Source organism: uncultured Plantibacter sp., from assembly GCF_963518075.1.
Taxonomy (GTDB): domain Bacteria; phylum Actinomycetota; class Actinomycetes; order Actinomycetales; family Microbacteriaceae; genus Plantibacter; species Plantibacter flavus_A.
In genome coordinates this window covers 93906-116510 of the sequence record NZ_CAUQHZ010000011.1, presented here as the reverse complement: position 1 = coordinate 116510, position 22605 = coordinate 93906, and the positions used below count along the sequence as shown (strand labels likewise).

Annotated in this window: 18 protein-coding genes and 1 pseudogene; 9 read left to right on the top strand and 10 right to left on the bottom strand. The window is 70.6% G+C overall.

Annotated elements, in window-relative coordinates; translation table 11 throughout:
• Window positions 1-87 precede the first annotated feature (87 nt).
• The 3 genes from RWN05_RS13650 to RWN05_RS13640 form a co-directional block, all read right to left on the bottom strand.
• Complete coding sequence (locus RWN05_RS13650; protein ID WP_064294217.1) at window positions 88-717, bottom strand: PadR family transcriptional regulator; 630 nt, start codon at window positions 715-717, stop codon at window positions 88-90.
• Window positions 714-1571: a DUF4097 family beta strand repeat-containing protein gene (locus RWN05_RS13645; protein WP_314139912.1), complete on the bottom strand. Its 858-nt coding sequence runs from the start codon at window positions 1569-1571 to the stop codon at window positions 714-716. Before RWN05_RS13645 ends, RWN05_RS13650 begins: the two co-directional genes overlap by 4 nt.
• Before the next feature lie 170 nt (window positions 1572-1741).
• Complete coding sequence (locus RWN05_RS13640; protein ID WP_314139910.1) at window positions 1742-2356, bottom strand: hypothetical protein; 615 nt, start codon at window positions 2354-2356, stop codon at window positions 1742-1744.
• Between the two features lie 205 nt (window positions 2357-2561).
• Between RWN05_RS13640 and RWN05_RS13635 the strand changes: the two genes are divergently transcribed.
• Genes RWN05_RS13635 through RWN05_RS13625 form a run of 3 tightly spaced genes read left to right on the top strand, consistent with a single transcriptional unit; the run spans window position 2562 to window position 4878 of the window.
• The gene (locus tag RWN05_RS13635) at window positions 2562-2837 is read left to right on the top strand and encodes a hypothetical protein (RefSeq protein WP_314139908.1); all 276 of its coding nucleotides are present in this window, start codon (window positions 2562-2564) and stop codon (window positions 2835-2837) included.
• Window positions 2834-3229 carry a hypothetical protein gene (locus RWN05_RS13630; protein WP_314139906.1) on the top strand — a complete coding sequence of 132 codons (396 nt, stop codon included), beginning with the start codon at window positions 2834-2836 and terminating at the stop codon, window positions 3227-3229. The genes RWN05_RS13635 and RWN05_RS13630 overlap by 4 nt, the downstream gene beginning before the upstream one ends.
• On the top strand, window positions 3226-4878 hold the full coding sequence (locus RWN05_RS13625; RefSeq protein ID WP_285038353.1) for a hypothetical protein: 1653 nt from the start codon (window positions 3226-3228) through the stop codon (window positions 4876-4878). The genes RWN05_RS13630 and RWN05_RS13625 overlap by 4 nt, the downstream gene beginning before the upstream one ends.
• A 155-nt stretch (window positions 4879-5033) precedes the next feature.
• On the opposite strand, the gene RWN05_RS13620 is transcribed toward RWN05_RS13625, so the two are convergent.
• Window positions 5034-5741 carry a response regulator gene (locus RWN05_RS13620; RefSeq protein ID WP_175116380.1) on the bottom strand — a complete coding sequence of 236 codons (708 nt, stop codon included), beginning with the start codon at window positions 5739-5741 and terminating at the stop codon, window positions 5034-5036.
• A complete protein-coding gene (locus tag RWN05_RS13615; RefSeq protein ID WP_314139903.1) occupies window positions 5738-7396 on the bottom strand; it encodes a sensor histidine kinase in 1659 nt (552 codons plus the stop codon). Before RWN05_RS13615 ends, RWN05_RS13620 begins: the two co-directional genes overlap by 4 nt.
• A 199-nt stretch (window positions 7397-7595) precedes the next feature.
• Here RWN05_RS13615 and RWN05_RS13610 point away from each other — a divergent pair, with 199 nt between their 5' ends.
• A complete protein-coding gene (locus tag RWN05_RS13610) occupies window positions 7596-8918 on the top strand; it encodes a cation:dicarboxylate symporter family transporter (RefSeq protein ID WP_079001479.1) in 1323 nt (440 codons plus the stop codon).
• A gap of 64 nt (window positions 8919-8982) precedes the next feature.
• On the opposite strand, the gene RWN05_RS13605 is transcribed toward RWN05_RS13610, so the two are convergent.
• A complete protein-coding gene (locus tag RWN05_RS13605) occupies window positions 8983-9648 on the bottom strand; it encodes a YitT family protein (RefSeq protein WP_229939382.1) in 666 nt (221 codons plus the stop codon).
• A gap of 63 nt (window positions 9649-9711) precedes the next feature.
• Here RWN05_RS13605 and RWN05_RS13600 point away from each other — a divergent pair, with 63 nt between their 5' ends.
• Complete coding sequence (locus tag RWN05_RS13600; RefSeq protein ID WP_314139899.1) at window positions 9712-11154, top strand: PLP-dependent aminotransferase family protein; 1443 nt, start codon at window positions 9712-9714, stop codon at window positions 11152-11154.
• A 145-nt stretch (window positions 11155-11299) separates the two neighbouring features.
• Window positions 11300-14464 (top strand): annotated as a pseudogene (locus RWN05_RS13595) (efflux RND transporter permease subunit); the annotation flags it as partial.
• A gap of 887 nt (window positions 14465-15351) precedes the next feature.
• Here the strand turns inward: RWN05_RS13595 and hutH are convergent.
• Complete coding sequence (gene hutH / locus RWN05_RS13590) at window positions 15352-16968, bottom strand: histidine ammonia-lyase (RefSeq protein WP_314139898.1); 1617 nt, start codon at window positions 16966-16968, stop codon at window positions 15352-15354.
• A gap of 117 nt (window positions 16969-17085) precedes the next feature.
• Between hutH and RWN05_RS13585 the strand changes: the two genes are divergently transcribed.
• Window positions 17086-17838 carry an IclR family transcriptional regulator gene (locus tag RWN05_RS13585; protein WP_079705092.1) on the top strand — a complete coding sequence of 251 codons (753 nt, stop codon included), beginning with the start codon at window positions 17086-17088 and terminating at the stop codon, window positions 17836-17838.
• Window positions 17839-17897: 59 nt separating this feature from the next.
• On the opposite strand, the gene RWN05_RS13580 is transcribed toward RWN05_RS13585, so the two are convergent.
• A complete protein-coding gene (locus RWN05_RS13580; protein WP_064294230.1) occupies window positions 17898-18380 on the bottom strand; it encodes a hypothetical protein in 483 nt (160 codons plus the stop codon).
• A 150-nt stretch (window positions 18381-18530) separates the two neighbouring features.
• Here RWN05_RS13580 and RWN05_RS13575 point away from each other — a divergent pair, with 150 nt between their 5' ends.
• Window positions 18531-19448 carry an AraC family transcriptional regulator gene (locus tag RWN05_RS13575; protein ID WP_314139895.1) on the top strand — a complete coding sequence of 306 codons (918 nt, stop codon included), beginning with the start codon at window positions 18531-18533 and terminating at the stop codon, window positions 19446-19448.
• A gap of 28 nt (window positions 19449-19476) precedes the next feature.
• Here RWN05_RS13575 and RWN05_RS13570 read toward each other — a convergent pair whose 3' ends face one another.
• Complete coding sequence (locus tag RWN05_RS13570; protein WP_064294232.1) at window positions 19477-20091, bottom strand: hypothetical protein; 615 nt, start codon at window positions 20089-20091, stop codon at window positions 19477-19479.
• 65 nt (window positions 20092-20156) lie between these two features.
• On the opposite strand from RWN05_RS13570, the gene RWN05_RS13565 reads away from it, so the two are divergent.
• The gene (locus RWN05_RS13565; RefSeq protein WP_071262396.1) at window positions 20157-20642 is read left to right on the top strand and encodes an NUDIX domain-containing protein; all 486 of its coding nucleotides are present in this window, start codon (window positions 20157-20159) and stop codon (window positions 20640-20642) included.
• A 54-nt stretch (window positions 20643-20696) separates the two neighbouring features.
• On the opposite strand, the gene RWN05_RS13560 is transcribed toward RWN05_RS13565, so the two are convergent.
• Window positions 20697-22559 (bottom strand): glycoside hydrolase family 15 protein, encoded by a 1863-nt coding sequence (locus RWN05_RS13560; RefSeq protein WP_314139956.1) that lies wholly within the window; start codon window positions 22557-22559, stop codon window positions 20697-20699.
• Window positions 22560-22605: the final 46 nt, after the last annotated feature.

Genomic DNA, 22605 nt, shown 5'->3' with positions numbered 1-22605 from the left:
CTCGACCGCGCGCGCCGCGCCGACGGAACCGCCCGACTCCAGAACGAGGTCGGGCGGTTCCGTGTCTCGGCTCGCATGGCGGGGCGATCAGCCCTGCAAGCGCTCCCGCAGGCGGTCGCGGACGGCGACGAGGTCGGCACGCAGGGCTGACACGGTGTCATCGTCCAGCGCGCCCCCACGGGCGACGTGCTCGCGGAGTTCGGCTCGGACCGCCTGTCGGAACTCGTTGATCGACACGTCGGTCTCGTGGAGCGCCAAGCGACCCTGCACCTTCTGATCGGCGCTCTCCTCGGCGGTCGACGTCCAGCTCGGACCGGGCTTCGCGGACTGCTTCGCCTCGCGCGCGGCGGAGGCGAGATCGGCCCGGAGGCTCTTCATGGCCGCCGTGACCCCGCTGCGGACCTCGTCGGCGATACGGCGGACGGAATCGGTGAGCTGATCCTCGATGCCGTCGAGCTCACCCGCCCGTGCCGCGAGCTCGGCCCGGCCCGCCTCGGTGATCTCGTAGACGGTCTTCCGGCCGTCACTCGTCTTCGTGACGAGTCCCTCCTCCTCGAGCTTCGCGAGGCGCGGGTAGATGGTGCCGGCGCTCGGGCTGTAGGTGCCACCGCTCCGGTCGGTGAGCGCCTGGATGAGTTCGTAGCCGTGCTTCGGCGACTCGTCGAGCAGGCTCAGGAGGTACAGCCGCAGGCTGCCGTGGGCGAAGACGGGGCTCATGCGCCTGCCTCGCTCCCTGCGGTGGTGGCCGCGCCCGCCGGCTCGGGAGCCGGGCGTCGGAGGACGGTCACCGCGCCGCCGACGGTGTTCATGCGCACCTCGGCGAACTGTCCGGAGAGGGCGCCGGTGTGCGAGTTGTACCCGCCACCGCGCAGTCCCTTGAGGACGACGCCGTCGATCGCCAGGCGGCCGCCGACCGAGTTCGCCGTGTAGCGTGCGGCGAGTTCCTCGTCGAGACGGACCGTGATCGTGCCGCTGACGGTGTTCAGGTCGAGATGCTCGCACGCACCGTGGATGTCGAGGAGCAGGTCGGAGGAGACGCCGTCGATCGAGGCGCGCGTGATGTCGCCGGAGACGGTGACGTCGCCCGAGACCGTGTGCGCCTGGATGCGACCCGTGTGGTTCTGGACCGTGAGCTCGCCGCTCACGGAGTTGAGGTCGAGTCGTCCGGTCATCCGGTCGGCCACGAGGTCGCCGGACACCGTGTTGAGCTTGGCGTCCGCGGTGAGGCCTGCGACCAGTCCGCTGGCGCTCACGACGCCGAACGTCAGGGCGATGTCGCGGGGGACGAGGACGCTGACCTGGGCCGTGGCGCGGTTGGCGCCGAAGTTCGAGAACACTTCGAGGAAGTTGTCCCACCGCAGCTGCGGGTGGTCGATCTCGGCGACGTCGCCGTCGATGGTGATCTTGAGGTCCTTGCCGGTGACGGCCCCCACCTCGATGCGGGCGCCGGGCTCGTCGTGTCCGATGATGTCGACCTGGCCGCCGATGAGGCCGACCTTGAGCCGTCTCACGAGTTCGAGGTCGATGATGCGGCTCTCGCCGGGAGCGATGATCCACTTCTCCTGTGCCATGGTGCGGTTCCTTCCGAGTGATCGCGATATATCGCGTTGAACTGAAGTTCACGATATATCGCGTTTTGGCGCATGGCAACCCCCGGAACCTCCGGGATCACCCTGAGTCGACCCTGGGATCGGCGGCCGCTCGGTCGCGGCCCCACACGTCCGGCCGGACCGGCCGCCGCTCAGTACCAGGGAGCGATGGCCAGGTCGTCGGGGACGGACCCCTCGTCGACCGGCGGCCCACTGCCGTCGAGGCAACTCGATCCGGCGGGGACCTCCGAGTGGGCCGACCACGGGTCGTCGGCCTCGGCATGGAAGGGCACGTAGCCGACGAGCTTCGAAGACGGGGGCCTCACCACGGCCTCGAGCGCAGCGGTGAAGTCGCCGAACTCCTTCGTGGCGAACACCGTCGCTCCCTCCAAGCCCGACGACCGATCCAGCTCGCAGGAGACGGCCACCGGCCGCCAACCGGCTTCGCGCAGCTGGACCAACATGGCGGTGGCGGCAGGCCAAGCGGGCCCGCTCGGTCCCGGTTCCGCGGTCACGTCCGACGGCCAGAGGCCATCGACCGTGATCGCCCCGCGTTGCACGCTGACATTGGCGGAGGTGTCCGGAACCTGCGGCCCGTTGACGCTGCCGTCCGTGAAGAGCGGATCATCGGCAAGCGCTGCGAGCCGGGCGTCGTCGGTCCCGTCAGCGACGACAGGTTTCGCCGACAGGCCGCATCCCGTGCAACAGAGCGCGGCGACGAGGATGCTCAGCGACACGGTCGCGAGGCGGCGATGGATCTGCTGCATGACGGCCCCTTCCGCGGCGCCCGGGCGGACGCGTCACCCTCACCGTAACCGACGCCCCGGCGTGTGCCACGTCCGACGCCCGACGGGTGATGGGTAGTGCTGCCCATCGTCTTCCGGTGCTGGCGGGGACAGGGTGGAACCATCGGATCAGGCGCATCACCGGGATCGACCGGCAAGCGCGAACAGCATCGGAGAGCGGGGACCCATGAGTGGCACGATGCAGGTGGACGACGCGGGCCTGACGGCGATCGTCCAAACGGTGGGTGGGGCGGCCACGAGCGCGACGGGGATGTTCTCCACGTGCCTCGACACGTCGTTCCTCGACGAGCAGGTGGCCGCGAACGCCGCCGCCTTCGAACTGACGTGGCGGACCGAGATGACGGAGGCGGGCAAGACGCTCGACGACTTCGCACGGTGGATGCAGCACGTCGCGGACACCATGGCCGGCACGGACGCGGCCCTCGCCGAGGACGCCTCATGACCGCGCCGTCGCCGCAGGCTCCGCCACCCACGGTGGTCCCGTCCGATCGCCGTGACGCGTCCGAGCGGGCCGCGACCGGCGCACGGGTCGCGTCGCTCGCCGCGGAACTCCGCGGGGCCGGTGTCCCCGCCGGCGTCACCGAACAGGTCGCGAGCGTGGTCCGCACGGCCGGTCTCGACGCCGTGATCGACCTCGGTGCCGGCATGCTGACGGACGAGCAGGCGGGGGTCGTCCTGCTCGACGCCCTCCTCGACGCGCGTCGTCGAGGTGCCGGCAGCGCTGAGACCGCCGCCGAACTGCGCGCGGTCGCCCGATTGCAGACCGTCGTCCGGCAGCTCCTCTCCGGACTCGCCATGACCACGCGCACCGCCGGGATCGGAGACCGCTCGTGAACCTCTCCGAACTGCGCACCAAGAGTTCAGCCGAGATCGACGTGCTCGCCACCTTCATCGGTTCGCTGAGCGGCGACCCGATGAGCTTCATCACCTCGATCGGATCGTTCGTCGATCGTGCGGTCGGGCTCATCCCCAGATCCTCCACGTTCGCGGACACCCCACCGCCGGGTGATCCGGCCACCATCGACGGGCTCGCGGAGCAGTACGAGCACGCGGCGCTCGCCGCCGAGACCATCCAGACCACGCTCTCCACCGTCACGGCGTCGAGCCTGCCGGACGCCCTGGTCGGGGTGACCGGCGCGAGCGCGGCACACGTCCTGGCGTCCGTCGACACCCTCGTCGGCAGCGAGATCGAGGGGCTCCGGACCGGGGCCACCGGTCTGCGCGACTACGCGGACGCCATCACCGCGGCCCGCAGCGCTCACCATCCGGGTGCGGACACCATCCGCGACGGTCAGCGGACCATCGGGAACATCTCCGTGAACCCATGGGCGATGACCAACCCGATCACCGGAGCCGGAGAGGTCGCCGGGGTGATCTCGGACCTCATCCGCGGGGCCGGCCAGATCCTCGACGGCGTGTCCGTCTGCCACGACGCCTACGACGACGCATGGGCGGCCGGTGAGGCGCTGCAGCGGGCACTGTCGGACTCCGAGGGCCACGCCGTGCTCGCGGGCGTCGAGGTGCCCGTGGGTCAGACACGGCTGGACGTCCTCGTCTCGCGGACGCAGTTCCCGAACGGCGACCCGGACGGTTCGGTCCTCTCCGAGACGGAATGGGCGAACTACGTCCAGAACTGGAACGCGATGAGCGACGACGAACGCGAACGCATCCTCGCGGCGATGGAGGAGTCCGGCGATCCCGCCGTCAGCGCCCTCCTCATGAGCGCGATCGCCACCGGCGCCGGCAGTTCCTCCGTGCTCGCCCTCGCCGACGCGATCAAGAACGCTCCGGCCGGCGAACGTCAGCGCATGATCGACGAACTCACGAACCTCGGCGTCGGCGACAACGGGGACGCCACGGTGAACGGCGAGACCTTCGACCAGTACAACAACAAGACCTGCGGATCGACGACGCTCATCACCCTGGCCGCCCAGTCCGATCCGTTCCTCGCGTACTGGCTGCGGACCGGCGAGCTCCTCGACGGACATGTGCCCGACTACCTCCGGGGACTCGACCTGGCCGACGCGGCCGGTCTGGACACCGAGGATCGGATGACGTTCCTGCAGCAGGCCGTCCAGGACCGCGCGAACGACCTGTTCCCCGGCCCGGTCGACTACCCGAACGTCGCGGGTACGGCACCCGGCGGCGCGGTCGACGAAGCCGACCGCACCGGCACCGACTACCACATCGACTGGACCAACCTCCTGGGTGGCGACTCCGGCAGAGGGGCTGCGCTCACCGAGGCGGCGGTCGCCGCGAACGACGGGACCCCCGTCCCGCTGCTCGTCGGCCCCGGCGACAACACCATCCCGCAGCACTATGTGCTCATCATCGGCTTCCACGACGGCGACTACGAGATCTACGACCCGTCGACCGGCGAGACGAACTCGGTGGACGAGGACATCATGCTGAACGGCTCGGATGAGCCGGTCACGGGCTTCGCGAACTGGAACCAGATCTACGCCGTCGTGAACCCGAGCTGACCCTTCGACAAGCTCAGGGACCGGGTGGGGGTGCTCAGGGACCGGGGGGTGCTCAGGGACCGGGTGGGGTGGCTCAGGGACCGGGTGGGGTGGCTCGGGGAGCGGGTGCGGCTCAGGGGGCCGGGGTGCGCGACCGGGTGGAGACCGACGTCCGCTCACCGCCAGCGGTACTCGAGCTCCGGGCGCCCAGGCGTGCCGTAGCGCGGCGAGCGCTCGACGGCGCCCGTCTCGGCGAGGTACTCGAGGTAACGCCTCGCCGTCACCCGCGACAGGGACCCGGCGGCCGCCGCCTCGCTCGCCGAGAGCGGTCCGGCCGCCTGCCGGAGGAGGTCCGAGACCAGACGCAGGGTGTCCTCCGAGAGGCCCTTCGCCAACTGCGGACGGGAGGACGGCGCTCGCAGCGTGGCGAGGGTGAGGTCCACCTCGTGTTGGCTCGCGACCGAGCCCTCCGCCGACATCGTGTGCCGGAAGGAGCGGTACGCCTCCAGCTTGTCGGCGAACGCGGGGAACGCGAACGGCTTGATGAGGTATTGGACGATGCCCGCCGAGACCGCCGCCCGGACGATCCGGAGATCACGGGCCGCGGTGATGGCGATGACGTCGACGTCGATACCCGCCGTCCGGATGCGTCGGCACAGCTCGAGACCGTGCGCGTCCGGCAGGTTGAGGTCGAGCAGGACGAGGTCGATCCGGTCGTCGGGGGAGCGACCGGCCGCAGTGGCCCGAAGCGCCTGCATCGCGGTGGCCGCATCGCCCGCCACACCGGCGAGCTCGAAGCCCTCCACGCGGCGCAGGTAGGACGCGTGGGCCTGCTGGGCGATCGGTTCGTCCTCGACGACCAGGACCCGGATGTGCCCGCTCATGTGCCTGCCTCGTCCCGGACCCCGACCGCGGCCGGCAGCGTCACGACGAACGCCGAGGACGGCTCGCGGACGACCTCGATCGTGCCATCGAGCCGTGTCACGGCCTGCTGGACCAGCGCGAGACCGAACCCCCGACCGTACCGGCCGGGCTCCTTCGTCGACCAGCCGCGCACGAACGCGACGTCGAGCGCCTCCGTGGGCAGGCCCGGTCCGCTGTCGGTCACCTGGATCACGAGCTCCGTCGTCTCGGCGTCGGCGGACCGCCCGGCGCCGAGCTCGTGCGGCAGCCCTTGTCCGAGGTAGACCTCCACCCAGGGGCGATCGCCGGCCGCCGCGTCGATCGCATTGTCGATGAGGTTGCCGAGGATGGTGACGATCACGGCCGGGTCGACGCGCACGCGTCCGAGCGCCGGGTCGCTCTCGAGGTGCAGCTCAACCCCTTGCTCGGCCGCCTGCGCCGTCTTGCCGAGCAGCAGGGCCGAGATCACCGGCTCGTGCTCCGCCGCGAGCACGCGGTCGGTCAACCGCTGACTGGCCCCGAGTCCCTGCGCCGCGAGGTCGAGCGCCTCCTCCCGCCGGTCGAGCTCGATGAGCGAGACGATCGTGTGCAGCCGGTTCGCGAACTCGTGGGTCTGCGAGCGCAGGGCGTCGCTCATCGTCCGCATGGACGCCAGTTCGCCGCTCAGGTGTTCGAGCTCGGTGTGGTCGCGCAGCGTCATCACCCAGCCCCGCGGGTGCGGGCCCGCCGTCTCGCCCGGACCGACCGCCGACTCCTGGTTCACGACGAGCACGTGCTCGCGTGTGAGGTGGATCTCGTCGACGGCCTGACGCCCGCTCGCGAGGAGCTCCCGCAGGCCGGCGTCGATCGGCAGCTCGTCGACCGGCACCGCGCCCGGGGAACGCTCACCGAGCGGCAGCCCGAGCAGTTCGGCCGCCTGGTCGTTGACGAGCACGAGACGCCGGTGTCGGTCCACGAGGACGAGCCCCTCGCGCACCGAGTGGAGCACCGATTCGTAGTAGTCGAACATCCTGGCGAGGTCCTCAGGTCCGCGCGACCCGGTGACCCGCGCGAGGTAGCGGCGGAGCGTCCAGGAGCCGATCGCGCCGACGACGAGCACGAGCAGGGCCGTCCCGAGCAACCACGGCACCCGGGTCTCGAAGGTCTCCGACACGTTGCTGACCGTGACCCCCGCGGCGACGAGGGCGACGACCTCGCCGGCGCCGTCACGGATCGGTGCGACGGCGCGGACCGAGGGGCCGAGCGTGCCCGTGTACGTCTCGGTGAAGGTCCCTCCCTCGAGCGCCGGTCCGATCGTGCCGATGAACGGCTTGCCGATCTGGTCGCGCTCACGGTGCGTGTACCGGGTGCGGTCCGGAGCCATGATCGTCACGAAGTCGACGCCGGTGTCGCGCATGAGCGCCTCGGCGTACGGCTGGAGCGCGTCCGACGGGCGTTCCGAGCCGAGCTGCGCGACGACGTAGGGGTTGTCCGCGACGCCGTTCGCGACGTCGAGGCACTTCGCGACCGCGCGGTCCTCGGTCTCGGTACGGGCCTGGAACCAGAGCAGGACACCGGCGACGAGTGTCATCGCGACGACCGCGACGAGCTGAACGAGGAAGAGCCGCGAGGCGATGCTCCTGGACCGACCGGCCATCGCGTCACCTCCGTCTGCTCCGTCGCGTCGACCCCTCAAGTATCGGGGGTGACGAGGGCCTCAGGCGTCGCCGACCGCGACCAGTACGACCACAAGCGGCCACTACGACCACAACCCGGCCGATCCGCCGACGTGGTCGCAGCATGGGTCGATCGACCACCCGCTGCCGCACTGACGCGGCCGACGAAACGGATCCGGAATGGCAATGACGCTCTCCTCCCTGAAACGGCTGGACAAGACCCACTACCTCTACCTCGCGGTGATCGTCGCGGTGCTCGCCGGCATCGTCGTCGGCCTCGCCGCCCCGGAGTTCGCGAAGGGACTCAAACCCATCGGCGACGCCTTCGTGGCGCTGATCAAGATGATGATCGCCCCGGTCATCTTCTGCACCATCGTGATCGGCGTCGGGTCGATCGCGAAGGCCGCGACCGTCGGCAAGGTCGGCGGGCTCGCGCTGCTGTACTTCATCGTGATGTCGACCTTCGCGCTCGCGATCGGCCTCGTCGTCGGCAACCTCATCCAGCCGGGCGCCGGCTTGAACCTCGCCGAGACGAGCTATCCGGTGGAGGGGGAGGCCAAGAGCACGACCGAGTTCATCCTCGGCATCATCCCCACGACGCTCGTGTCATCGCTGACCGGCGGCAACATCCTGCAGGTCCTCTTCGTCGCCCTGCTCGTCGGCTTCGGCCTGCAGAAGATGGGCGCGACGGGTGAACCGATCCTGCGCGGTGTCAAGCTCATCCAGGCGCTCGTGTTCCGGGTGCTCGCGATGATCATGTGGATCGCCCCCGTCGGCGCCTTCGGAGCGATCGCCGCGGTGACCGGGTCCGCCGGTGCGAGCGCGCTCGTCGGGCTCGCCACGCTCATGATCGCGTTCTACATCACCTGTGCGTTGTTCATCGTCATCGTGCTCGGCGGGGTCCTGCGCCTCGCCACGGGCTTCAACATCTTCAAGCTCATGAAGTACCTCGGCCGTGAGTACCTCCTGATCGTCGGCACCTCCTCCTCCGAGGCTGCGCTGCCGCGACTCATCGCGAAGATGGAGCACCTCGGTGTCTCCAAGCCGGTCGTCGGCATCACCGTCCCGACGGGCTACTCCTTCAACCTCGACGGCACCGCGATCTACCTCACCATGGCGTCGATCTTCATCGCCGACGTCATGGGTGTCCCGATGAACCTCGGGGAGCAGATCTCGCTCCTCGTGTTCATGATCATCGCGTCGAAGGGCGCCGCGGGCGTCACCGGCGCCGGTCTCGCGACCCTCGCCGGCGGCCTGCAGGCCAACCGACCCGACCTCGTCGACGGGGTCGGCCTCATCGTCGGCATCGACCGCTTCATGTCGGAGGCGCGTGCGCTCACGAACTTCACCGGCAACGCGGTCGCCACGATCATCATCGGCACGTGGGTGAAGGAGGTCGACCGGGTGCAGGTCGGCGAGGTCCTCTCCGGTCGCTCGCGGTTCGACGAGGCGACGATGAGCGTCGACGACCACACGGGCGCAGTGGCGGTGGCGAAGCCCTGAGGCATCGGCACGTCGACAGGCTGAGGGACCGGACAACCCGGTCCCTCAGCCTGTCGAAGGGTGCTCAGTTGGCCGGGGAGTCGACGATCGGCTTCGACGGCGGGGTGTCGCCCTCCAGCACCGCCTCGTCCACGGCGGTGGTTGATCGCTCCGTCCGCGGAGCGATCCGGAACAACGGGATCGTGTAGCCGCAGATGGGGCCGATGAGCACGGCGAAGACCACCGTTCCGATGCCGACGTTCCCGCCGAGCAGCCACCCGATGCCGAGGACGACGAGCTCCACACCCGTGCGCCCGACCCAGATCGGCCACCCGGTGACACGGTGGATGCCGGTCATGAGGCCGTCCCGCGGGCCGGGGCCGAAGTTGCCGCCGATGTAGAGGCCGGAGGCGACGCCGAGGAGGAGCAGTCCGCCGGCGAACAGCAGGATGCGCGCCCACAGGTCGAGGTCCGCGGGGATGAACGCCAGCCCGATGTCGGCCGAGGGCCCCACGAGGAGGACGTTCAGGACGGTGCCGACACCCGGCCGCTGCTTGAGGGGGATCCAGGCGAGGAGCACGAGCCCGCCGACGATGATCGTGATGAGTCCGAAGCTCAGGCCCGTCCGCAGGTTCAGTCCCTGAGTGAGGACGTCCCACGGGGCGACCCCGACGGCACCGCGCACGATCATCGCGATGGCGATGCCGTACAGGAAGAGGCCGATGAGGAGTTGGAGCACACGACGGGTCATGGTGGACAATCCAATTGCACGATTGGCTTTGGCGCTAGAGGCCAATCCGGGTATCGTGGTTCAATGGCTTCCATCACCCTGAGTGCCCGATCGCTCGCCGCCCTGCTCGGGCAGTGGAAGACCGCTGCGCCCGCATACCGCGGTCTCGCCGACCGCATCCGACTCCTCGTCCTCGACGGACGCATCCCGGTCGGCACCCGTCTGCCGGCCGAGCGGGAACTGGCCGATCGGCTCGCGCTGAGCCGCACCACGGTCACTGCGGCGTACCGCGAACTGCGCGAGGCGGGCTACCTCCGCAGCATCCGCGGTTCTGGCAGCGTCACCCTCCTGCCGTCGGCACCCACTGCGCTGGCACCAGTGCCACAGGGCGGGTTCCTCGACTTCAGCAAGGCGGCCGTCCCGCCGTGCCCGGAGATCATCGACGCCGTGTCCACCGCCGGCGCAGAACTGCCGCGGTACATGCACGACTTCGACTACGACCTGGTCGGCATGCCCGAGCTGCGGCAGGCCATCGCCGACCGCTACACCGCGCGCGGGCTGCCCACCGACCCCGACGAGATCATGGTGACCGTGGGGGCTCAGCACGCGATCGCCCTCATCGCGCGCACCCTGCTCAGCCGAGGTGACCGCGTCCTCGTCGAGATGCCGAGCTATCCCCACGCCTACGAGGCACTCCGGGCGGCCGGGGCCAGGCTCGGCGCGGCGACCGTCTCCTCGGAGACCGGCTGGGACGTCCGCGAACTCGAGCAGTGGTTCGAGCGCACGAGCCCCGCGATGGCGTACCTCATGCCGGACTTCCACAACCCGACCGGGGCGTCGATGCCGCTCGAGACCCGCCGACGGGTCGCCGCAGCCGCCGAGCGGCACGGGACGGTGCTCGTGATCGACGAGACCACGGCGGAACTCGATATCGACCGGCCGACGGACCAGGGGCTCGACGGCACGCCGTTCGCCGCTCTCGAGGGTGCGCCGGCGTCGATCATCACGATCGGTTCGGTGGGCAAGACGATCTGGGGCGGGCTCCGCATCGGGTGGATCCGGGCCGAGCGCGGCACGATCAGGAAGCTCGTCTCGGCACGCTCGCTGGGCGACCTCGGCACGCCGATCCTCGACCAGCTGACCGTCCAGCAGTTGATGCCGGCGATGGACGGCATCGTCGCCCGGCGCGGGGTCGCGCTCGGCGAGACCCGCGACCGGCTCGTCGACCTCCTGGCCGACCGCCTCCCCGAGTGGACCGTGCCGCGGGTCGACGGTGGGATCGCCACCTGGGTGAACCTCGGCGAAGCAGCGTCATCGCAGCTCTCGCTCGCGGCGCGGAGTCACGGGCTCGTGATCGTCGCGGGGCCGCGGTTCGGCATCGACGGTGCGTTCGAGCGCTACCTGCGCATCCCGATCAGCTATCCGTGGGCCCAGACGGAGCAGGCGGTCGAGCTGCTGACGCAGACGTGGCACTCCGCGATGTTCGGGCACGTGCCGGCCCTGGACTACCTCGAAGACGTCGTCTGACCTGGAGTGCTGAGGGCCGGACGCTGCTCCACAGGCAGTTGATGCCCGGGTGGTGTCCACCCCCTCGCCCGAGACCGCCGTCGGGCGGGTGCGCGGTGACATACTTGCAGAGTCGGCACCTCTCGCATCAACCGAAAGCGGCTCCGTGCACCTGCTCTCCGTCCTCAGCATGAAGAACCGCGCGTTGATCGCGCTCGTCACCATCGTGGCCGCCGTGTTCGGCGTCCTGGCGGTGGGCGGCCTCAAGCAGGAGCTCATCCCGTCGGTCCAGTTCCCGCAGCTCGCGATCATCACGAGCTACCCGGGTGCGGCACCCGAGGTCGTCAACGACGACGTCTCGACCCCGATCGAGACCGCGATCCAGGGCGTGCCCGGTATCGAGTCCACCTCGGCGACGTCGAGCACGAACTCGAGCCTCATCAGCGCGACCTTCACCTACGGCACGGACCTCGCCACCGCCGAGCAGAAGATCACCCAGGCGATCAACCGCATCAAGTCGACCCTGCCCGACACCGTCGACCCGCAGGTGGTCAGCGGCAGCATCGACGACCTCCCGGTCATCCAGATCGCCGTGTCCGGCGCGGCCGACCAGGACTCCCTGGCCGAGGTGCTCTCGAGCTCCGTGGTCCCCGACATCAAGGACGTCGACGGCGTCCGCGACGCGGCGATCGTCGGCGAGGTGGGCAAGCGGGTCACGATCACCCCCGACGACGCCAAACTGGCCCTCGCGGGGCAGACCAGCCGGGTCATCGGTACGACACTGCAGCAGAACGGCTCCCTGCAGCCCGCGGGCGACATCACCGAAGGCGACAAGACGTTCTCCGTGCAGACGGGCACGAAGCTCACCTCGGTCGCCGACATCGCCGCCCTGCCGATCACGGGCGCCTTCGCCGCCGACGGCTCCGTCCTGACCATCGGCGACGTCGCGACGGTCGCCCTGAGCGACGACCCGATCACGTCGATCTCGCGCGTCGACGGCGAGCCGGCGCTCACCATCGCCGTCACGAAGCTGCCCGCGGCGAACACCGTCGAGGTCTCGCAGGGCGTGCGCGACATCCTCCCCGAGCTCGAGCGCACCATCGGGTCCGATGCCAAGCTCACCGTCGTCTTCGATCAGGCGCCCTACATCGAGCAGTCGATCGAGTCACTGACGACGGAGGGGCTCCTCGGTCTGGTCTTCGCGGTCCTCATCATCCTCGTCTTCCTGCTCGACGTCCGCGCGACGATCGTGACCGCCATCTCCATCCCGACCTCGGTGCTCATCACCTTCATCGGTCTCCAGGTGGCCGAGTACTCGCTCAACATCCTCACGCTGGGTGCGTTGACGATCGCCATCGGGCGCGTGGTCGACGACTCCATCGTCGTCATCGAGAACATCAAGCGGCACCTCTCGTTCGGCGACAACCGCACGGGCGCGCAGCGCGCCGGATCGATCCTGAGCGCCGTCCAGGAGGTCGCCGGAGCCATCACCGCGTCGACCGTCACCACCGTGGCCGTGTTCCTGCCCATTGCCTTCGTCGGCGACGTCACCGGCGAACTCTTCCGACCCTTCGCCCTCACCGTCACGATCGCGCTGCTCGCGTCGCTCCTCGTCGCGCTCACCATCGTGCCGGTGCTCGCCTACTGGTTCCTGCGGGCTCCGAAGGCGCAGCGGCTCGCGGCCGCTGCCGCAGCAGAGGAGGCGTCGGCCGACGCGAACGCCGAGCCAGTGCGGAGCCGACGGGAACGCCGAGTCAGCGTGCAGGACGAGGACGACCTCGCGAAGCCGTCGAGGCTCCAGCGGGCGTACCTCCCGATCATCCACTGGACGCTGAAGCACTCGGCCGTCACCCTGCTCTTGTCGCTGCTCGTGCTCGGCGGCACGATCGCGCTGATCCCCTCGATGAAGACGAACTTCCTCGGCGACTCGGGCCAGAACACGCTGACGGTCACGCAGACCCTGCCGGTCGGCACGAGCCTCGACGCCCAGGACGCGGCGGCGAAGCAGGTCGAGACGAAGCTGCGCGACATCGACGGCATCGACACCGTCCAGCTCTCGATCGGGTCGAGCGGAAGCTCCCTGCGCGACGCGTTCTCGGGCGGCGGCGGTGGAGCCATCACCTACTCGATCACGACCAGCGAAGACGCCGACCAGACGGCACTCCAGAAGACGGTCCGCAAGGACCTGTCCGGCCTCGACGACGTCGGCGAGATCGAGGTCGCCGCGTCCGCGGGCTTCGGTGGGTCGAGCGACATCGAGATCGACATCACCTCCGCACGGCAGAGCGACCTCGCGGAGGCCGCCGACGCGATCCAGCAGGCCGTCACCGGCCTCGACGGCATCGACCAGGTCACGAGCAACCTCAGCGAATCGCGACCCTACGTCCAGGTGGCCGTCGACCGCGACGCCGCTGCCGCTGCAGGGTTCAGCGAGGTCGCGCTCGGGGCGTACGTCTCGCAGCTCATGCAGCCGACGACGGTGGGCTCCATCGTCATCGACGACACCACGCTCACCATCTACGTCGACGCCCAGGACCCACCGACCACCGTCGACGCCCTCGCGGCGACGGAGATCCCCACCGCCACCGGCCCGAAACGCCTCGACGCTCTCGCGACGGTCTCGCAGGTCGACGGACCCGCGACGATCTCGACCGTCAAGGGGCTTCGCTCGGCCACGATCAGCGCGACTCCGGGCAGCGACAACCTCGGCACCGCCAGCGCCGAGGTGCAGACGGCGATCGACGACGTCAAGCTGCCCGCCGGCACCACGGCGACACTCGGGGGTGTCACGGCATCGCAGAGCGACGCCTTCGGCCAGTTGGGCCTCGCGCTCCTCGCCGCGATCCTCATCGTGTACGTCATCATGGTCGCGACGTTCCGTTCGCTGCGGCAGCCGCTCGAACTCCTGGTGTCGGTGCCGTTCGCCGCCACCGGTGCGATCGGCCTCCAGGTGATCACCGGCGTGCCGCTCGGTGTCCCGTCCATCATCGGCGCGTTGATGCTGATCGGTATCGTCGTGACGAACGCGATCGTCCTGGTCGACCTCGTGAACCAATACCGGCGACGCGGCATGACGGTGGTCGAGGCGGTCGAGCACGGCGCGGCACGCAGACTCCGCCCGATCCTCATGACGGCACTCGCGACGATCTTCGCGCTCACCCCGATGGCGCTCGGTGTCACCGGGCACGGCGGGTTCATCTCGCAGCCGCTCGCGATCATCGTGATCGGCGGGCTTGTTTCGTCCACCGTGCTGACGCTCGTCGTCCTGCCGTCCCTCTACAACCTCGTCGAGGGGTTCCGCGAGCGTCGCGAGCAGCGGCGGGTTGCAGCCGAGCCGAAGCCGACAGCGCGCACGGTCGCCGCGATCGAGGGTCCGCGGGTCGCGACGGTCCCCGCTGAGGAACCGGCCCTCGTCGGCGCCGGTGGTGGAAGTGCTGCAACCGTGGCCACCGCGCCTGACGCGTCCGTTCCGTCGGCCACGGCGGACGCGGCTTCGGCGGACGCGGTTCCAGATGCCGCCGCTCCCGCTGGTGCGGAACCGACGGAGGAGGCCCCGATCGATTCGGTTCCCGCGGACGCCGGACCGGCCGATGCGGTTCCCACGGACTCGGGTGCGGCACCCGAGACGCAGGTCGCTGCGCCGAGTGAGCCGGCGGTGGATCGACCGATGACGCGCCCGGCTGCGCACGAAGCCCACGAAGCCCACGAAGCCCACGAGGTGCACGGGGCGCATGTGGCGACGGGTGACGAGCTGCCGCGCACCGAGGCGATCACCCTCCCCGGCGCGGTCTCCGACGCCCCTGCGGACGAGGTCGCGCATTCCGGCGAGCACGCCGCCCCAGCGGCGGAGCCTGAGCCGGACGCGCAGGCTGATGCGGACGCGCAGGCTGATGCTGATGCGGTCGCTGAGCCTGAGCCGGTCCTGGAGCCGGGGCCAGCGGCGGAGTCCGAGCTCCCTGCTGAGTCTGAGCGAGCTACCGAGTCCATGCCGACGCCCGACACCGAGTCGACGCCAGCCGCTGAGTCGGCGTCCGATGCCGATACGGCACCCGCTACCGAAGCGTCATCGGGCACCGAACGGCCGAAGCGCCGCCGCGCGCAGTGGCCGTGATCGACCACCTGCCGCTGGGTCGCTGAGCTGCGGCTCGCGCGGATCGACACGAAGCCCTCGGGAACGCCGTCACCGGCGCCCGAGGGCTTCGTCGTGTGACGCCCGACTCAGCGGAGATCGCCGACCGCGCCGGTGACCGCCCGCACGACCCCACCCGACTGCACCAGCGCGGTGACCGCCTCGATCTCGGGGGAGAGGAACCGGTCGGGACCGGGACCCGTGACCTGCTCACGCACCCGGCGGAGCACCGCTCCCGTGCCGACGGCCGGCTCGAGCGGGCCGCGCAGGTCGAGGCCCCGGGCTGCCGTCATGACCTCGATCGCCAGCACCCGGCTGAGACCGTCGATCGCCCTCCGGAGCTTCCGCGCCGCCGCCCAACCCATCGAGACGTGGTCCTCCTGCATCGCGGAGGACGGGATCGAGTCGACGGACGCCGGGTGCGCCAGGCGTTTGAGCTCGCTCACGATGCCGGCCGCCGTGTACTGGGCGATCATGAGGCCGGAGTCGACACCCACCTCGTGTGCGAGGAACGGCGGGAGGCCGTTGCTCCGGCTCCGGTCCAGGAAACGGTCGGTGCGGCGCTCCGACATGGACGCGACATCGGCGACGGCGATCGCGAGGAAGTCGAGCACGTAGGCGACCGGGGCACCGTGGAAGTTCCCGTTCGACTCGACGCGTCCGTCCGGCGTGAGCACCGGATTGTCGACGGCACTCGCGAGCTCACGCTCGGCGACCATCGCGGCGTGGTCGACCGTGTCCCTGGCGGCACCGTGCACCTGCGGGGCACAGCGCAGTGAGTAGGCGTCCTGCACCCGGGTGCACTCGGGACCCCGGTGGCTCGCGACGATCGGGGAGCCGTCGAGCAGCAACCGCAGGTTCGCGGCGCTCTCGGCTTGACCCGCCTGCGGGCGCAGGGCCTGCAGGTCCGCGGCGAACACGGCGTCCGTGCCGAGCAGGCCCTCGACGCTCATCGCCGCGGCGACGTCGGCGGTGCGCAGGAGCATCCGCAGGTCGTCCACGGCGAGCGCGAGCATCCCCAGCATGCCGTCGGTGCCGTTGATGAGCGCGAGCCCCTCCTTCTCGGCGAGCTGTACCGGCTGGAGGCCGGCGTCCGCGAGGGCCTCCGCCGCGGAGCGCGTGCGACCGGACGCGTCGGTCACCTCGCCCTCGCCCATCACCGCCAGCGCGCAGTGTGCGAGGGGCGCGAGGTCGCCGGAGCAGCCGAGCGAGCCGTACTCGCGCACGACCGGGGTGATACCGGCATTCAGCATCGCCGCGTAGGCGCGGACCGTCTCCACCCGCACCCCGGTGCGGCCCGTCATGAGCGTCGAGAGGCGCAGCGCCATCAGGGAACGCACGACCTCCCGCTCGACGACCTCGCCGCTGCCGGCGGCGTGCGAGCGGACGAGACTCGCCTGCAACTGCGCGCGGCGCGTCGGCTCGATGAACGTGGTCGCGAGCGCACCGAACCCGGTCGAGATCCCGTAGTGGGGCTCGGGGTCGGAGGCGAGCGCCTCGATGATCCGGCGGGAGGCCGCGACACCGTCGAGGGCCGTGCCATCGAGGTCGATCCGCGCGCCGTGTCGGGCGACGGCGACGACCTCGTCGATCGACAGCGGCCCGGCGCCGAGGGAGACCGAAGTCGGGCCGGCGGGTTCGGGATGCGAGCGACCGGAGGTCGTCGGGTCGCTGGTGGTCGGGGTCGCGCCGGGCTGGATGTCCATGTTCCGATGGAACACCCGGGCGCCCACCGCGGCGGTGCGCGTAGAGTCGTCCGTGTCTGGGATGACAGACATGGACGACCAGGCGGCCGCGTCCGAGCCGCGGAGACGAGGTCAGCGGTGAGTCAGGTCCCGGCAGCCGACGCCACCCTTCGTGTGCTGAGCCATCTCGCCGGCGCCCGCGGCCCGCTTCCGGCCGCGGCGATCGCCTCGGCACTCGACCTGCCGAGATCGACGGTCTACCACCTTCTCAGCGTGCTGCAGGAGCACGGCTTCGTGGTCCACCTGCCCGAAGCCCGTCGCTACGGGCTCGGGGTCGCCGCCTTCGAACTGTCCGGCGGGTACGCGCGCCAGGAGCCGCTCAGCATGCTCGGGCGCCCACTGCTCGCCGAGCTGGTCGACCGGGTGGGCGAGAGCGCGCATCTCGCCGTGCTGCACGGTCGTGACGTGCTGTACATCGTGGACGAGCGGGCCCCGCGTCGGCCGCACCTCGTCACCGATGTCGGGGTGCGCCTCCCGGCTCACCTGACCGCCAGCGGCTGCGCGATCCTCGCCGCGCTCCCGGCCGGCCAGCTGCGCGCCCTGTTCCCCGACCAGGCGGCGTTCGTCGACCGCACCGGCCACGGGCCGAAGCGGTACCGGGAGCTCCGACAGGTCCTGGCACAGACGACCCAGGACGGCTATGCGCGCGAGGCAGGCGGGGTGACGCTCGGCCTCGCGAGTGTCGGGGTGGTCGTCCGCGACCACACGGGGTGGCCGGCGGCGGCGATCGCGGTCACCTACGACGCCGATGCCGGGCTCGATCCGGCGTGGTTGGCGCGCGAGATCCATCCGGCGGCGGCCGAACTGTCCCGGCGGATCCGGGGTCGCTGAGCGCCCGGCAGAGCCGGCGGGCTGAGCGTGCGGGCGGTGCTGCGGCTCCGGACGTGCGGTCAGGCGACCGAGCGCAGGATGAGCTCGAGCAGCGCGGTCGCGTACGCGTCGGGCGCCGTCGCGGCGCTGAACCGTCGCAGTTCGCCGCCGAGCTCGACCACGACGGTGTACGCCTCGGCGTCGCCCAACGACAGGAGGACGTCGAGTTCGTCGTCGAGCGTCGGCTCGCCGTCGGTCGGCGCAGCCGGGGACACCGCGCGTTCGAGCGACCGGAACGAGCCGCGCAGCAGAGCGCGCAGCTGGTGCTCCGACGGCAGCCAGAGCGTCTCCTCCTGGTCGACGGAGTCCAACGCCCACTCGGTCGTCCCGTTGAAGCCGAAACTGCGGCCACCCGGGTGCTCGTGCACCTCGACGGTCATCTCGCTGACCGTGAACACGTCGCCGGCGAGCTCGCCGCCGTCGATGGTGAAGCGGTCGCCGGGTTCGGGGGTCCAGCGCAGGCCGGCGGTGCGGAGCGCTCGGGCGAGGTCAGCGGAGATCATCAGTCCAGTATCGCCGACCACCGTGCGATGCGGCTGGCAACCCCTCGATTCGGACGGAACCCTGTGCGAGGGTGGATGGACTCTTCGAAGGGTCCGATGATGCCCGCACCTGATGATGGCCTATCCGGTCGGTTCCCTGCGCGCGGCCGCGTGACCACACGACGGTTCGAGGGGACGACCGGGATGCAGGAGGCGTCGGGCGCGCTGCGATTCGTGGACGTGGACCCCGATCGGTTCTCGATGACGGTCGACTCGGTCGTGCTCGGCGAGTACGTCCTCCATCGCAACACGGTCGGGCCCGGGACGTTCGACGTCCTCGCCGACGCCTACGGGCTCGATGAGCCGGTCGCGACGATCGTGATGCTCATCGAGGGTGCGGCCAGCCTGGTCCACGGCCGACAGCAACTCGACCTGCTCCCCGGGACCGGAACGCTCACGGAGGGCGCCGAGACGTATCGGACGACGATCCACGACCACGCGACCTATCTGTACGTGTTCGTGCCGATGCGTGCGCTCCGCCGCCTCGGCATCGCCCCGACGAGCGCCCTCGGCCCGCTGGCGCCGTCGCCGCTGCTGCGGGGGAGCGCCGCGTTCCTCGTGGAGGTCATCTCCGCGTTCGAGCCGATCGGCGGCGCCGCGCAGCTCAGACTCTGCCGGGTGATCGACACGATGCTCGCGACGCTCTACGCGGAGAACGACCTCTTCCGGGCCGAGGGTGAGGCCGGACGGGTTCCGCTCCGGCTCCGGATCATCGAGCACATCGCCGCGTCCTTCGCCGAGCGGGAGCTGCGACCGGAGACGCTGGCGCGTCGCTTCAACATGTCGACCAGGTCCCTGCAACGGGTGTTCGAGGGCTCGGGAACGAGCGCCGCGGGCGAGATCGCCGAGCGGCGGGTGCAGCTCGCGCTCGCCCTCCTCTCGGACCCCGATCACCGAGGCCTGTCGATCGCCGAGGTCGCGGCCCGCTGCGGCTACCACTCGCAGGCGCACCTCCGTCGAGCGGTCGTCGCGCACACCGGTATCAGCCCGAGCCAGTTCCGGGAGCAGACGAAGGCGGAGGACGCCTGACGTCGTGGCGTCGTCCGGGTGCGCCGGGTCAGCCTGCGGTACGCCTGCTTCGACGCGGGGCCGTCAACCAGGGACGCAGCAGCCTCGTGACGAGCGGCAGGAGCCAGTAGGTCATGATCGGCGTCAGGATGAGCGTCGAGATGAGCACGTGGAGGAACACGCCGAGCGGTTCCCAACCGGGCACGAGCGCTGTGACGAGGAGGGTGAAGACGAGGTTGAGCGGGAAGAAGCCCAACCAGATGCTCACCGCCTGCTTCCAGCGCGGCGGTGCGGGCGGGATCGGATCCGGGTCGCCGGAGAGCTCGGCCTCCTCGACGCGAAGGATGCCGTCCGGTGCGTCGAACCATCCCTCGATCCCGCTGCGCCGTTCGACGCGGGACTGCTCCATGAACTCGCGGCCGCTCGAGAGCCACCAGGCGCGTTCCTTCGACTCCTCCCAGTCGGTGAGCGTCTGTTCGTCCGCGAAGCGGTAGAGCATGTACCAGACGTCGCTCTCGGCTCCCGCGCGCACCCAGCCGGAGCCGAGGAAGCCGGGGTATCGGTTCGCCAGGTTGATGCCCGCCTGGACCCAGATGGTGGCCTCGGAGATCGACGCCGGGTTGACGCGTCGCTCGATCGAGACGGTGATGGGATCGTGTTCCATACGCCCAGTAGACCGCACTCGTGTTTCGATCTCGTGTCCCACCGCAGCCCCCGTAGAGTCGAGGCATGGCGACTCCTGACTTCGTACTGGCCCTCCGCGAGCGGATCGGGCACGCGCCCCTCTGGTTGACGGGGGTGACCGCGGTCGTCCTGCGCGGTCTCGGGACGCCCGAGGCCGAGGTCCTGCTCGTCCGGCGACAGGACAACGGTGCGTGGACACCGGTCACGGGGATCATCGACCCGGGTGAGGAACCCGCGGTGGCGGCGGAGCGCGAGGTCCTCGAGGAGGCGGCCGTCGTCGCCGTCGCCGAGCGTCTCGCCCAGGTGCAGGTGCTCCCGCAGAACGTCTACGACAACGGCGACATCACGCAGTACATCGACCTCGTGTTCCGATGCCGCTATGAGTCGGGCGAGCCGTATCCGGCCGACGGCGAGAACTCCGAGGCGCGGTGGTTCCCGCTCGACGCCCTGCCCGAGCAGGTCTCGCAGAACTTCCGCACCCGGATCGCGCTCGCCGCCTCCGACGAGCGCGAGGCCCGCTTCACCCGCTGACGTCGCCCCACCTGCCCGCGAACTGTCACTTGAGGTCAGTTCTGTGGCCCCGGACTAGCCGTTGGTGACAGTTCGCGGGCTGGCGGGGGTGGCTGCGGCTGCGGCGATGGCATCGGCGGCTCGGACGAGGGTGAGGTGCGAGAGCGCCTGCGGGGTGTTGCCGACCTGCCGCGCCTGCTGCACGTCGTACTCCTCGGACAGCAGGCCCAGGTCGTTGCGGAAGGACAGCAGCCGGTCCATCAGCTCGCGGGCGTCGTCGAGTCGGCCCGAGGCCGCGTACTGCTGCACGAGCCAGAACGAGCACGCGAGGAACGGGTGTTCATCGCCCGGCAGACCGTCGACCCCGCTCGTGGTGCGGTAGCGCAGGAGGAGACCGTCCTGGAGGAGGTCCTCCTCGATGGCGGCCACCGTCGCGAGCATGCGCGGGTCGTCGGGCGCCACGTAGCCGATCTGCGCGAGGACGAGCAGGGACGCGTCGACCTCGGTCGTCCCGGCGTGCTGGACGTAGCACCCGCGTGCGTGGTCGACGTTCTCGCGCTCGATCGTCTCGCGGAGCGTCTCGCGCAGGGCCTCCCAGCGTTCGACGGGCCCGTCCAGGCCGTGCTCGCGGACCGCGCGGACGCCGCGGTCGAGCGCCGCCCAGATCATGGCGCGCGAGTGGGTGAAGTGCTGCTCGTCGCCCCGTACCTCCCAGATGCCACGGTCGGGGCGGTTCCAGTGCTCCTCGAGGACGCCGAGCAGGGCGCGCTGGAGGCTCCACGAGAAGTCGTCGTCCGCGAGACCGACCGCGCGTGCCTCGTCGAGGGCGATCATCACGGACCCGAAGACGTCGCCCTGGTACTGCGTGTAGGCGCCGTTGCCGACGCGCACCGGGGCGGCACCGAGGTAGCCGGGGAGGCTGTCGAGCTCCTCCTCCACGAGGTGGCGTTCGCCCGCGAGGCCGTACATGATCTGCAGATCGTTCGGATCACCGGCGATAGCCCGGAGGAGCCACCTGCGCCAATCGTGCGCCTCCTCGGTGAAGCCGTGCTGCATGAGGGCTTCGAGGGTCAGCGAGGCGTCGCGCAACCAGACGTAGCGGTAGTCCCAGTTGCGGACGCCCCCGAACGACTCCGGCAGGCTCGTGGTCGCGGCTGCGACGATGCCGCCGGTGTCCTCGTGCGTGAGGGCGCGGAGGACGAGCAGCGACCGCACGACCGCCTCCTCGTACTCGGCCGCGGGATCGCAGCGGGACGCCCAGTCGCGCCACCAGGCGATCGTGTGGTCGATCCGCTGACCGACGTCGACCGGGTCCGGCACTTCGCGGTGCGAGGGGTACCAGGTGAGGGTGAGGTCGACGGTGTCGCCCGCGGACACCTCGACGGTCGCCGAGTGGGCGTGATCGGAGGCCGTCAGGTGCACGCCGCGGACCACGACGGCATCGGGGCCGGCGACCGCGACGATCCCGGATCCATCCGGGAGCTGCCGCACCCAGGGGATCGCGTCGGCGTACCCGAAGCGGAGGCGCACCTCGACGTCGACCGCGACGGTGCCGCTGAGTCCTTCGACCCGGCGGACCACATCCGCCCGGCGGTCGCCGTGGGGCATGAGGTCGGTCACGCGCACCTGGCCGTCGGGGGTCGTCCAGACGGTCTCGAGGACGAAGGTGTCGTCCAGGTAGGCGCGGCTCGCCGTCGCCCGCGCGTCGGCGGGCCGGACCGTCCAGCATCCGTGGTCCTCGGTGCCGAGCAGCGCACCGAACATCGAGGGCGAGTCGAACCGGGGGAGGCACAGCCAGTCGATGCTGCCTTCCGACGAGACGAGCGCGGCGGTGTGGCAATCGCCGATCAGGGCGTAATCCTCGATGGGGCTGGGCATGCACCCATGCTGCCACGCCGCCGTGCGCGTGCCTGGGAGCGATGCTCCGTGACTTCTCAGGAGGGATCGGGTAACGTAGGTGAGTCGGCTCGAGACACCGCGTTTG

Excerpts from the sequence above, each read along its gene's own strand:
- RWN05_RS13640 (WP_314139910.1), bottom strand. The coding sequence starts at position 2,356 with ATGCAGCAGATCCATCGCCGCCTCGCGACCGTGTCGCTGAGCATCCTC.
- RWN05_RS13565 (WP_071262396.1), top strand. The coding sequence starts at position 20,157 with ATGGCGACTCCTGACTTCGTACTGGCCCTCCGCGAGCGGATCGGGCAC.
- RWN05_RS13615 (WP_314139903.1), bottom strand. The coding sequence starts at position 7,396 with ATGGCCGGTCGGTCCAGGAGCATCGCCTCGCGGCTCTTCCTCGTTCAG.
- RWN05_RS13580 (WP_064294230.1), bottom strand. The coding sequence starts at position 18,380 with ATGATCTCCGCTGACCTCGCCCGAGCGCTCCGCACCGCCGGCCTGCGC.
- RWN05_RS13620 (WP_175116380.1), bottom strand. The coding sequence starts at position 5,741 with ATGAGCGGGCACATCCGGGTCCTGGTCGTCGAGGACGAACCGATCGCC.
- hutH (WP_314139898.1), bottom strand. The coding sequence starts at position 16,968 with ATGGACATCCAGCCCGGCGCGACCCCGACCACCAGCGACCCGACGACC.
- RWN05_RS13645 (WP_314139912.1), bottom strand. The coding sequence starts at position 1,571 with ATGGCACAGGAGAAGTGGATCATCGCTCCCGGCGAGAGCCGCATCATC.
- RWN05_RS13600 (WP_314139899.1), top strand. The coding sequence starts at position 9,712 with ATGGCTTCCATCACCCTGAGTGCCCGATCGCTCGCCGCCCTGCTCGGG.
- RWN05_RS13635 (WP_314139908.1), top strand. The coding sequence starts at position 2,562 with ATGAGTGGCACGATGCAGGTGGACGACGCGGGCCTGACGGCGATCGTC.
- RWN05_RS13650 (WP_064294217.1), bottom strand. The coding sequence starts at position 717 with ATGAGCCCCGTCTTCGCCCACGGCAGCCTGCGGCTGTACCTCCTGAGC.
- RWN05_RS13610 (WP_079001479.1), top strand. The coding sequence starts at position 7,596 with ATGGCAATGACGCTCTCCTCCCTGAAACGGCTGGACAAGACCCACTAC.
- RWN05_RS13605 (WP_229939382.1), bottom strand. The coding sequence starts at position 9,648 with ATGACCCGTCGTGTGCTCCAACTCCTCATCGGCCTCTTCCTGTACGGC.
- RWN05_RS13630 (WP_314139906.1), top strand. The coding sequence starts at position 2,834 with ATGACCGCGCCGTCGCCGCAGGCTCCGCCACCCACGGTGGTCCCGTCC.
- RWN05_RS13570 (WP_064294232.1), bottom strand. The coding sequence starts at position 20,091 with ATGGAACACGATCCCATCACCGTCTCGATCGAGCGACGCGTCAACCCG.